The 13428-nt window shown below is 54.2% G+C and carries 4 protein-coding genes; all 4 read right to left on the minus strand.

The features are described 5' to 3' along the window. Positions 1-242 precede the first annotated feature (242 nt). A complete protein-coding gene (locus PAE68_RS18055) occupies positions 243-509 on the minus strand; it encodes a hypothetical protein (RefSeq protein WP_281889281.1) in 267 nt (88 codons plus the stop codon). A 124-nt stretch (positions 510-633) separates the two neighbouring features. After that, positions 634-2361 carry an S-layer homology domain-containing protein gene (locus tag PAE68_RS18060; RefSeq protein WP_281889283.1) on the minus strand — a complete coding sequence of 576 codons (1728 nt, stop codon included), beginning with the start codon at positions 2359-2361 and terminating at the stop codon, positions 634-636. A 67-nt stretch (positions 2362-2428) separates the two neighbouring features. Then, the gene (locus PAE68_RS18065) at positions 2429-12940 is read right to left on the minus strand and encodes an immunoglobulin-like domain-containing protein (RefSeq protein WP_281889285.1); all 10512 of its coding nucleotides are present in this window, start codon (positions 12938-12940) and stop codon (positions 2429-2431) included. A 56-nt stretch (positions 12941-12996) separates the two neighbouring features. Further along, positions 12997-13419, minus strand: coding sequence for a hypothetical protein (locus PAE68_RS18070; RefSeq protein ID WP_281889287.1), 423 nt, complete (start codon positions 13417-13419; stop codon positions 12997-12999). Between the last annotated feature and the right edge of the window lie 9 nt (positions 13420-13428).

A 13428-nucleotide genomic window follows, 5' to 3' on the forward strand; every position in this document is an offset into this window, starting at 1 on the left:
CCTCTCTATAAAGCCAATCATTGAATCTATGCATAGAAGCTAACGAATCTTAACGATCTGCTTCGTATATTCAACATATCAGATTTGTTGACGCTTGGGACCGGGGTTAACAAATACGTCAAACGATCGCCTTACTCCTGTAAAACAAAAGACACGAAGTTGCCGCAATTGAATCTCTGCACAATATAAATACCCCCTTTCAGCTTGTTCTGAAAGGGGGTATCCGGAATAACTAGCAGGAATTACTGAGTTGCATCCGTGCGATTCATCGCTTGACGAGAATGTACGAGATGAATCGCTGTACGTATCACATAAATATGAACGCTGCCGACCATGAAGCCAAGACCGACCATAAGAGGCGTATTCGTATCGCTGAAATGCTGAAGATTGATGAGACACATCAGTGTGCCGATCGCGAGCACGACCCAAGCGGCCGCTGTCATCATCGTTACAAGACGGTTCACATCGCGTTCCTTATGAGGAGCTGCTGTCATTGTTTTTGTCGTCATCCTGATCACTCCAAACTCATGAAACTGCTTACTTATTGAACATTATACCACAGCTTCGTCATTTATGTTCAAGAAATATTCACGATTCGGCCAAAGTTCAGACAAATTCAGGAGCAGCTCTTCGTTAATTAATAAAGTTCAACGCCTTCATCATGCGGTACAAAATGGTCGCGCTCTGCGCGCGGTCTGCCGTCTCACCCGGCGCGAAGCGATCGTTGTCCATCCCGCTTACGATCTTCTCCTGAATCGCCGCGGCTGCCGCCTCCTGTGCCCAAGCCGGAACGTCGCCTTGATCCGAGAAACGCTTCAGCAGCTCGCTCGATGCTTCCTTCGTGAGGCTGGACGAGTAGCCTGCGGACTTCATCGCGTTGTACATCAGCTGCACCATCTCTTGACGGCTGATGCGCTGCTCCGGACGGAACGTATTGTCCTCGTAGCCGTTGACTAGCTTCTCCTTCACCGCGATCGACACAGCGCCTGCGAACCATTGGTCCGGCTGCACGTCGGTGAAGCCGACAGCTCCGCTCTTGTCTGGCACTAGACCGAGGCTGCGCGTCAGCATCGTGATGAACTCGGCACGAGTGACCGACTTCTCCGGACGGAAGGTACCGTCCTCGAAGCCGTTCAAGAAGTACTTGGACGCCAGCGTCTCCACGACATCACTCGCGTAGCTTCCGGACATGTCCGTGAACTGCTTCTTATTTTTCACAACGGTATAGATGGAGTTGCCCTTACGCAAGATCGTACCATCCAATTGACCGCTACCGCTGACATTGAACATCGTTGGCATCGGATAGTAGCTATTCGTTAGAGGGTCTACATATACGCCTGTCATGTACTTGTAATCAGCTTGTGGAACGGAAGGCATGTATACGGTGTGCTCCAAATAAGCATCAAACCCGTTCATTTCAGTCGTAGTGCCTGTTGATGTAACCTCAATCGTGAACTCGACAGGTGAGACGATCGTATTGCCTGTGCCGAGCATCGATTCAACGAGTGTTGTCGACGAAGCATCCGCCTTCGTCACCTTAATTTGAACTGGGGTTTCGCTTGTCAAACCGATCTCCTGCGCCTTACTGCTGATCGATTTCGTTGGAATACTCAGCGCTCCAAGCTCGGTCTTAATCTGCAGCGACGCTTGCTCCGATTGCTGCTGCAGCGTCTGGAATGTACCGATCTGCAGCGTTGCCTGTACTTGATCTCCCTTGCCCGGGACATCGATGACGACAACCGGCTTCGGTTGATTCGCTGCACTCGTTTTCGCTATGGTCGCAATGTAGTCCTGCAGCTTCTTATTGTCCACAACGGCCTTCAGCACCTGCTTGCCGTTCTCGGTTACTGGCGTGACGACAGTAGCATCCTTCGGCGCTTGGTAAGTAGCTACTTTGCCTGTCGTGACTGGCGTAGCTGGCGGTGTTACAGGTGTAGGCGGCGGAGGTGGTGGAGTCGAACCAGTCGGCCCTGTTGGGCCTCCTCCACCAGTCTGTTGAGCTACATATTGAAAGCCCGCGGTCTGAACCGTTGTGCCTTGACCGACGACGACCGTGTAGCTCCCTACTGGCGCCCCTGAACGTAGATGGAAGCTCGTTTGATACTCGCCGTTTTGGACCGCGACGGAGTCGAAATACTCAACTAGATCATTCGTATTATTAATGACCTTCACCAGCACCGTAGGCAGAGTTGCCGTTCCTTTAATGACGATAGCTTGTCCTGCCGTAACATTCGCTGACGTTTGAACGGTAATCGTAGACAAGGCGGTTGCTTGAGCAGTCGGCAAGGGCCACACGATTCCCGAAACAGGCAGGGTCAGAATGACGGCCGCCGCGACAGTCTGTAACCATTTATTCTTCACGCGTTCACCACTCCTGAATGACGCAGTCGAGCTTGGCGAGCAAGCCCGACCGCGATCGTAATTGGTCTTACTGCTTAGACACGGTTACCGCTTCAGCCAAGGACGTGCCCAAATCGGTGATAGAAGTATCGAACTTATCGATCAGGAACACTTTAACCGTATGCTGTGCAGTCAAGGTGCGGTTGAAGATCGCTGATAGCTGAGCCGCCTCGTTGCTGTTGAATTGAACGACGCTAATGCTCTCCGCTGTCGTACCGTTCATGAGCTGGAACACGACATACTTCTCACCTCCGACCACGATGCCCGCAGTCGGTGTAATGGTCGCCTTCGCCGTAATCCCGTTGTCGTTCGTGAGCTGTGCTGCGACCACATACGGCTTCGCGTTCTCAGCAGCGAACACCGCCGCAGTCTTGGCACTCTCATCCTTGCCAGGTGCCTGTACACTGACGCTGATCGAGCCGTTCTGCACACCGAGCTGTGTGACCTGCACAGAAGCCGTCGTGCTTCCGACAGGTACGATGACCGATCCGTGAAGCGTCGTTCCTGCCGCATCGTACACCTTAACCATATGGCCCGCTTGAACGTTCTTCACCGTTACCGTATCCGCTTGACCTGCCGCGTTATTCGTTACAGTAATATCGCTCGCGAGCGGAGCTGCGGTCACATTCTGCTTCAGCACCTTCACAACGAATGACTTCGTAACCGAAGCGGAGCCTTTCTGAATCACGGCTGTCAATGTCACGATCGTATCACCCTGGGACAGACTCGGGCGTACTACAGTTCCGTTCGCTGTGACGATCGATTGATCGGACGACCATGTGACTGTTGTTCCAGCCGCGCCCGTGGTCGGGAGCGTCAAGCTCTGTGTCACGCTGCTCGCTGTATCCGAGCCGGTATACCCAACCGTTAACGCTGCCGATGCCGCTGCAACAGCTTCCGAATCGGTCTGTACTTGCTTCACTACGTTGACCAGGAACACCTTCGTCGTTGTCTCGGTACCCTTCGTGATCGTAGCTGTCAACGTGACTGCCTTGTCTCCCTGAGAGAAAGCAGGACGCTGAACGGCTCCAGTCGCTGCGTTAACCGTCGTGTCGCTCGTGCTCCAGCTGATCGTTGTACCGTCTGCTCCAGTGGTGACAAGAGTCAGTGACTGCGTCACGCTAGCCATGCTGTCGCTTCCGGTATAGATGACATCAAGCGCCTGCTTCGCGGCTGCTACTGCCTCAACATCGGATTGCGTCTTCTTCAGCACGTTGATCAGGAACGTCTTCGTCGCTGTCTCCGTACCCTTCGTAATCGTAGCCGTCAGCGTTACACTCATGTCGCCTGCAGCATAGGCTGGTCGCGTTACTGCTCCAGTGGATACATCTACAGCAGGCTTATCCGAGCTCCATGTGATCGCAGTGCCGTCTGCACCTGCAGCTGGCAGCGTAAGAGACTGCGTCACACCATTGATGCTGTCGCCCATCGCATAGCCAATCTCTAGAGCCTGCTTCGCGGCAGCTACCGCTTCGACATCGGATTGTGTCTTCTTCAGCACGTTGATCAGGAACGTCTTCGTCGCTGTCTCCGTACCCTTCGTAATCGTAGCCGTCAGCGTTACACTCATGTCGCCTGCAGCATAGGCTGGTCGTGTCACTGCTCCGGTGGACACATCCACTGCTGGCTTATCCGAGCTCCATGTGATCGTAGTGCCGTCAGCACCCGCAGCTGGCAGTGTGAGAGCCTGTGTCACACCATTGATGCTGTCGCCCATTGCATAGCCAATCTCCAGAGCCTGCTTCGCGGCTGCTACCGCCTCAACATCGTTCTGCGCTTCCTTCAGCACCTTGACGAGGAACGTCTTCGTCGCCGTCTCCGTACCCTTCTTAATCGTCGCCGTCAGCGTCACACTCACATCGCCGTAGCTGTACATCGGACGAGTCACAATTCCAGTCGCTGCCTCTATGAGCATGCTGTCCGTGCTCCACTCGATGGACGTACCATCAACTCCCGCAGCTGGCAGCGTAAGAGCCTGTGTCACACCATTGATGCTGTCGCCCACTGCATAGCCAATCTCCAGAGCCTGCTTCGCGGCTGCTACCGCCTCAACATCGTTCTGGGCTACCTTCAGCACCTTGACGAGGAACGTCTTCGTCGCCGTCTCGGCACCCTTCGTGATCGTCGCCGTCAATGTTACACTTGCATCGCCTGTACTGAAGGCTGGACGAATGACCGTACCATTGGACTTCACGACCTCATCATCGCTGGAGCTCCAGCTGATGCTTGTGCCATCTACCCCAGTCGAAGGCAGCGTCAAGCTCTGTGTCACATGGTCAATGCTGTCACTTAACGCATACTCCACCTCAAGCGCCTTCTTCGCCGCAGCTACTGCTTCTGCATGCGTCTGCGTCTCCTTCAGCACCTTGATTAAGAACGACTTCGTTGAAATCTCTGTTCCCTTCGTAATCGTCGCCGTCAACGCGACGCTAACATCACCTTCGCTATAAGCAGGTCGTACGACTCCACCCGTGTTCGCATTCACAGCTGTGCTGTCCGAGCTCCAGCTGATCGTCGTACCATCAATACCTGTGTTCGCCAACGTAAGTGGCTGTGTAACACCGTTCATACCTTCATCTGTCGCGTAGCCGATCATCAACGCCTGCGCAGCTGCCGCTACCGCTTCAGCATCGGTCTGTGTCTGCTTGAGCACTTTGACAACAAATACCTTCGTATCTACTTCTACACCCTTCGTAATCGTCGCAGTCAGCACCACAGTCGCGTCACCGGCACTGTACAACGGTCGTGTCACATGTCCGAAGCTGTCGATAACAAGAGGTTGATCCGATGACCAGCTTATCGCAGTACCATCGACACCTGTGTCTGGCAAGCCGAGAACGGTCGTCACACCCGTGCTGCTCTCACCTGGCTCATACGTAATGACAAGAGCGGACTTCGCTACCGCTACCGCCTCGATATCGGTCACCGGCTGCTTCAGCACCTTCACGACGAATATCTTCGTCTTACTGAACGAACCCTTCTGAATCGTCGCCGTCAGCGTGACCGCTTGATCGCCATCGATGTAGGCCGGACGTGTAACGATGCCGTTCGCTGCAATATAGTCAGGCTTATCGCTGGACCAAGTAACCGTCGAGCCCAAATTCGCACTTACAGGCAGTGTCAAGTCGCTAGTTACGGCAGCGATCGTTTCCATAGCATGCAGTCCGAGCTCTACCGTATACTTGTCCCCTTCAACTGCAACGATATCGTCGAAGATCGTCAGAATTGCCGCTTGACTCGAGTATCCTTCGCTTGGACGAGAGCTGATGACCGATTGTGCAACAGCATCCTGATTGTCCGTCGACATCGCATTGTAGTACGTCAGATCCAGTCCGAGCGCTACGTTCGTCAGAGCAGCTTGCATGGACGTAACATCCACTGCATCATTTACTGCTTCAACGGCTGCGACCGCTGCAACTTGTGCATCCAGCTCAATCTGAATATTCGACGCACTAGCGTAACCAATGACAGGTCGGTTCGTCAGCATCTCCTGAAGCACTACATTTCGATTCGCTAGTGACAAGCTGTTATATACCGTCAGGTCTAATGCAAGATCCGGATCAGTCAGTGCAGAATGCATGGAGCTAGCATCCATCGCATCATTCACATATTCCACAAACATATTAACTAGAATAGCATTGCCCAACAAATTCTGAATAACCTCTTGTCCCGCGTATCCGTTGAATGGGCGATACGTGAGCATGGTTTGAGCTACATTGTTCTGACTTGCAACTGTCAAAGTTTGGTAGCTACTAAGATCAAGTCCGAGTGCCACATCCGTCAACGCTGCCTGCATCGATGGGATATCTACGGCATCGTTCACAGCCTCGACCGGAATATTGGCCGTTATGGCAAGATTCAGCGCCGTCTGTACGGCAGACTGATCTACATAACCATCTGTAGGACGATGATCAAGAACATCCTGTGCGACGATGATCTTGCTCGCTGTAGTCAGTGCATCGTACGCGACCAAGTCAAGTCCGAGCACCACATTCGTCAATGCCATCTGCATATCGGTCGTATCCGCAGCATCGTTCACCGCTTCCACAGAGCCTACTGCCGTCACCGCTGTATTCAGCTCCGTCTGTACGGTGCTGGTCAACGAATAGCCGTCTACCGGTCTTGCCGACAGGATTGCATCCGCAACAGCATTCTGGCTTGCTGTAGACAAGGTGTTGTAAGCAGTCAGATCCAAGCTAAGCGCTACGTCACTGACAGCTGCCTTCATCTCCGTCACGTCGCTCGCATCATTCACAGCCTCGAGCGGTACATTCGCCGCTACAGCACTGTCAAGCGCCGCTTGAATCGCTGCAAAATCGACATAGCCATCAGCAGGACGTGCGCTCAGCACAGCCTGTGCGACGACATCCTTGCTCGCATTCGTCAATGCTGTATACGCCGTTAAATCAAGTCCGAGCGTGATATCTGTCAGCGCCGTCTGCATCGTCATCACATCTACAGCATCGTTGACCGCCTCTACTGGTGCGTTCGTTGCTACCGCTGCATCCAGCGCGGTCTGCACAGCGGCCTGATCCGCATAACCATCAGCAGGACGGCTAGCCAGCACGTCAGCTGCTACCGCATTTTGACTCGCAACCGTCAGATCGTTATATGCAGTCAAGGTCAGACCCAGCGCCATATTCGTCAGCGCCGACTGTGTCGTAGCGACATCCGTCGCGTCGTTCACAGCTTCTACAGCTGCTACCGCAGTTACCGCTGTATTCAGCTCCGTCTGCACGGTGCTCGCCAACGAATAGCCGTCTGCTGGTCTTGCCGACAGGATCGCACTCGCAGCTGCATTCTTGTTCGCTGTTGACAAGTCGTTATAGTCTGTCAGATTCAAGCCAAGCGCTAAGTCACTGACAGCTGCCTTCATCTCCGTCACGTCGCTCGCATCATTCACAGCCTCGAGCGGTGCATTCGCTACTACAGCACTGTCAAGCGCCGCTTGAATCGCCGCAATATCCACGTAGCCATCAGCAGGACGTGCGCTCAGCACTGACTGTGCAACAACATCCTTGCTCGCATTCGTCAATGCTGTATACGCCGTCAAATCAAGTCCGAGCGTCATATCTGTCAGCGCCGTCTGCATCGTCATCACATCTACAGCATCGTTGACCGCCTCTACTGGTGCGTTCGTTGCTACCGCAGCATCCAGCGCGGTCTGCACAGCGGTCTGATCCGCATAGCCATCAGCAGGACGGCTAGCCAGCACGTCAGCTGCTACCGCATTTTGACTCGCAACCGTCAGATCGTTATATGCAGTCAAGGTCAGGCCAAGTGCCATATTCGTCAGTGCAGCCTGTGTCGTAGCGACATCCGTCGCGTCGTTCACAGCTTCTACAGCTGCTACCGCAGTTACCGCTGTATTCAGCTCCGTCTGCACGGTGCTCGCCAACGAATAGCCGTCTGCTGGTCTTGCCGACAGGATCGCACTCGCTACTGCATTCTGGTTCGCCACAGACAAGTCGTTGTATGCGGTCAGGTCAAGACCCAGGGCAACATCGCTTACTGCTGCCTTCATCTCCGTCACGTCGCTCGCATCATTCACAGCCTCGAGCGGTGCATTCGCTACTACAGCACTGTCAAGCGCCGCTTGAATCGCTGCAAGATCGACATAGCCATCAGCAGGACGTGCGCTCAGCACAGCCTGTGCGACGACATCCTTGCTCGCATTCGTCAATGCTGTATACGCCGTCAAATCAAGTCCGAGCGTCATATCTGTCAGCGCCGTCTGCATCGTCATCACATCTACAGCATCGTTGACCGCCTCTACTGGTGCGTTCGTTGCTACCGCTGCATCCAGCGCGGTCTGCACAGCGGTCTGATCCGCATAGCCATCAGCAGGACGGCTAGCCAGCACGTCAGCTGCTACCGCATTTTGACTCGCAACCGTCAGGCCGTTATATGCAGTCAAGGTCAGACCCAGCGCCACATTCGTCAGCGCCGACTGTGTCGTAGCGACATCCGTCGCGTCGTTCACAGCTTCTACAGCTGCTACCGCAGTTACCGCTGTATTCAGCTCCGTCTGCACGGTGCTCGCCAACGAGTAGCCGTCTGCTGGTCTTGCCGACAAGATCGAAGTCGCTACTGCATTCTGGTTCGCCACAGACAAGTCGTTGTATGCGGTCAGGTCAAGACCCAGGGCAACATCGCTTACTGCTGCCTTCATCTCCGTCACGTCGCTCGCATCATTCACAGCCTCGAGCGGCACATTCGCCGCTACAGCACTGTCAAGCGCCGCTTGAATCGCTACAAGATCGACATAGCCATCAGCAGGACGTGCGCTCAGCACAGCCTGTGCGACGACATCCTTGCTCGCATTCGTCAATGCTGTATACGCCGTTAAATCAAGTCCGAGCGTCATATCTGTCAGCGCCGTCTGCATCGTCATCACATCTACAGCATCGTTAACAGCCTCGATCGGTCCGTTCAATGCGATCGCAGCATCCAGCGCGGTCTGCACAGCCGTCTGATCCGCATAGCCATCAGCAGGACGGTTAGCCAGCACGTCAGCTGCTACCGCATTTTGACTCGCAACCGTCAGGCCGTTATATGCAGTCAAGGTCAGACCCAGCGCCACATTCGTCAGCGCCGACTGTGTCGTAGCGACATCCGTCGCGTCGTTCACAGCTTCTACAGCTGCTACCGCAGTTACCGCTGTATTCAGCTCCGTCTGCACAGTGCTCACCAACGAATAGCCGTCTGCTGGTCTTGCCGACAGGATCGCACTCGCTACTGCATTCTGGTTCGCCACAGACAAGTCGTTGTATGCTGTTAGATTCAAGCCAAGCGCTAAGTCACTGACAGCTGCCTTCATCTCCGTAATGTCGCTCGCGTCATTCACAGCCTCGAGCGGTGCATTCAGTGCAACCTCAGCGTCAAGCACCGTTTGCAGCGAGGTTACATCCGCGTATCCGTCAGCAGGACGAGCGTTCAACACAGCCTGTGCGACAACATCCTTGCTCGCATTCGTCAATGCTGTGTACGTCGTCAAATTCAGTCCGAGCGCATTATCCGTCAACGCTACTTGTATGGCGGCCAGGTCGGCCGCGTCGTTCACAGCCTCTAGCGGTGCGTTAACCGCTACAGCAGCATCCAGAGCAGCCTGCACATCCGCTTGTAGAGCATATCCGTCCGATGGACGATTCGCCAGAACGTGATCGGCAACTGCAGCCTGGCTCGCCACTGTGAGTGCGTTATAGGCTGTCAGATTCAGAGCTAGTGCAACATCGATCAGTGCCGCCTGCATCCCCGACACATCGAGCGCATCGTTCACCGCTTCAACGGCCATGACGTCTGTCACCGCACCATCAAGCTCTGACTGAATCGCAGACACTAGAGAGTAACCGTCAATCGGTCTTGCCGATAAAATCGCGTTCGCCACATAGTTCTGGTTAGCCACCGACAAATCGTTGTATGCACTCAGATTCAGACCAAGCGCAACGTCAGCCACAGCCGCTTTCATCGTTGTAACATCACTCGCATCGTTCACTGCTTCTAATGGAATGTTGGCCGCAACCTCAGCGTCCAGAGAAGTCTGGATCGCCTCAGCATCGGCATAGCCGTCCACAGGACGAGCATTCAGCACAGCCTGAGCGACGATATCTTTACTTGCATTGGTCAATGCATTGTACGCCGTCAAATCCAATCCGATCGCGTGATCGGTCAGCGCCGCTTGAATAGCAGCAAGGTCAGCAGCATCGTTGACAGCCTCAACTGGAACGTTAGCTGTGATTGCAGCATCCAATGCAGCTTGCACCGCTGTCGCATCCGCATAGCCGTCTGCGGGACGAGTTATCAGTATATCAGAAGCAACAGCCGCTTGGCTCGCAACGGTCAATGCGTTGTAGGCTGTCAGATCCAGACTAAGCGCAACATCGGTCAACGCCGCCTGCATCCCCGTCACGTTGAGCGCATCGTTCACCGCTTCCACAGCTGCTACAGCTGTAATGGCATTGTTCAGCTCCGTCTGAACGATGCTTGTCAGCGTATACCCGTCAGCCGGTCTTGCCGATAGAACCGCATGAGCTACTGCGTTCTGGTTCGCCACAGATAGATCAGCGTACGCTGTCAGATTGAGCCCCAGCTGGATGTCCGTTATGGCGAGCTTCATCGACGCGATATCAGCTGCATCATTGACCGCTTCAAGCGGCGCATTCGTCACGATGGCGCTGTCAAGCGAGCCTTGAACGTCCGTTGCAGATGCATAGCCGTCTGCAGGGCGTGCATCCAGCACCGCTTGTGCGACGTTGTCTTTACTCGCATTCGTCAGAGCAGTGTAATCACCAAGCGTCAGTCCAAGCGTTACATCCGTCAACGCTGTTTGCATTGCCGTGACGTTGCCGGCATCGTTCACAGCCTCCAGCGGTGTATACGTCACAATCGCCGTATCTAACGAAGCCTGGATCGCCGCTTGGTCGACATAGCCGCCTACAGGACGTGCCGCCAGTACAGCAGCAGCCACGGCATTCTGACTCGCAATCGTGAAGCTATTGTAAGTGGTCAATGTTAGGCCAAGTGCAACATCCGTCAGCGCTGTCTTCATCCCGGCCACCTCTGCAGCCTGGTTGACAGCCGCAACCGGTGCATTGATGGCAATAGCGCTATCCAAGGCGGCTTGAATCGCCGCTTTATCGGCATAGCCAGCGCCACGTCCGGCCAGCACCATACCCGCTACTGCCGATTGGTCCGCATCGCTTAGAGCGCTGTACACCATCACATCGAGCAGTAAATCCGACGATACAAGAGCAGTTCTCATGGCCGCAGCGTCTGCGGCAACATCAACAGCCGCTTTACCTGCATTCAACGCCGCTACCGCATTCGTTACTGCTGTCTGAATGGCACCTTGATCGGCATAGCTCGCACCACGTCCTGTGAGCACTCTCAAGCCGATATCCAGTTTATCCGATGCGGAGAGGGCTTGATAGCCATTCGCCGTCAGCTCCAAAGTAAGATTCACTTGCTCGAGCGCAGTCTGCATGCTGCCTGCGTCCGAAGCTGCATTGACCGCTGCAATAGCCACGACTACATCAATGACTGCCGTATTCACCGCTGCTTGAATAGCGTACTGATCCGCATAGCCGCCACCCTTACGATTCATCACGAGCGTCGCAACGGCCAGCCTGTCAGCTGCGCTGATGGAATTGTAGCCATTCCCGGTCAGATCCAGACCCAGCCCTGTAGCTTCTATTGCGCTCTTCGTCGTATTCACGTCCGAAGCTGTATTCAGCACTTCGACGGCCTGCCTCACCGTCTCCACAGCAACAGCTGCGTCCAACTGAGTCTGAACATCCGCTTGATAGACGAAATCACCATTGCTGTTACGATAGCCGAGTACGGTGGTAGCGACTGCATTCTTATATGCTGTAGTCAGTCGATAGTAATCAATCAGATTAAGCGCAAGCCCTGACTGCTCCAGAGCCGATCTCATTGCAGTCGCGTTAGCCGCACTGTTCACCACATCGACATACGGCTTGAACGCTTCATAGTTAGAGCGATCTGTAACGTATGTATTGAATCGCGTCTGGATCGCAGACTTGCCGGCATACGCACCATTCGCAATACGGTAAGCGCGCACTTGTCCAGCGACCCACAGCTTGCCATCTGCCGACAGACTGTTGTAGGAGGTCAGAATGAGTCCAAGCATCGGATCCTCAAGCGCCGTCTGTGCATCGGCATCCGAAGCTGCATTGTTCACATTGTCAACGTATAGAGCATCCCATTCCGCCTGCACCGCATTGTTCAAGGCTGTCTGGATCACTGACTTGTTCGCATAGCCTGCACCGCGTGCGGTAAGAACTCGCCCTGCTGCACGCAGACGCATCGCATCGTCGACGAGCGCATTATAGCCGTTCAGCACAAGTCCAAGCTCCGGTGCGCTCAGCGCGTCATGCATGTCACTGTTGGTCCCGGCAGCATTGACATTCGCCAGCGCGGCAGCGGCAGCATCCGCATCCATTTGCAACGACACCTGATTGTTGAGCATCGTCTGGATCGCGTTCTTATCTGCATAGCCACCACCGCGATTGTCGATCATCTTCTGGGAAACAGCCAGTCGGCTCGCATCCGATGTCAGCGCATTATAGCTTGCGAGAATAAGTCCAAGGTGAGTTGAGCGAAGAGCTGTATTCATATCGGCTGCACTCGCCGCATTGTTCACATTCGCCAGCGCGTTCTCCATGTTCTCTACGTTTTGGCGCGCAGTAACTTCTGTATTCAGCTGCGTCTGGATCACCGATGAGCTGGCATAATTGCCGTTCGAATTCCGGTAGTTGAGCAAGTTCTGCGCAACAATATCTTTACCTGTTGAGCTCAAGCTGTTGTAGCCGGTCAAGTTCAGAGCCATATCGACGCGCGTCAGCGCAGCCTGCATCTCAGCTACGGATGCTGCACTGTTCGCTGCGGCGACTGCGGCCGCTTCGTCTGCGTTCGCCACAGAAGCCGGAAGGACCGACAGCACCGACGTAGCTGCCATCGTCGCGGAGAGTACGGTTGCGATTCCTTTTACTAACGGCTTATCGTTTTTCTTTTTCGGCATGTTGTAACCTCTCTCATGAACAATTTAGTGAATAGAATCGACTCAATTCCTTCATGCTACACAGGCTTGATCTGAAACACTCGCCACTCGTCACCGGCAAACCGGACAAGGCTGATGATGTAGCTCCGCTTTCTCTCCCCACCTGCTGTCTGGAAATAATATTCCATATTAGCGCGGTATACGGTATCCTCGCCTTGCGATACGAATATGTCGTTCTGCAAAAAGAACCCCTTCAGCAGCCCGGCCTCAGGCTGACTAGCCTCCTGCATATAGTGCTGCATATATAAATCGCCGACACGGATCATCTGAAGCTGCTCCGATAGCTCAATGCGCTCAATCGATTGTGACACCTCATCGGCTTGGGGCGCTTCCGGTTCATCGAGAACCGGCTCCGCTTCGTACTTATGTATAGAACGTTGGAATACGGCTTGGTAAATGGCGCGAATAAAATCCGGCATCCTCTGAAGTCTGCTCATCATAGAGTCCTT

This window comes from Paenibacillus sp. YYML68, assembly GCF_027923405.1.
Lineage (GTDB): Bacteria > Bacillota > Bacilli > Paenibacillales > NBRC-103111 > Paenibacillus_G.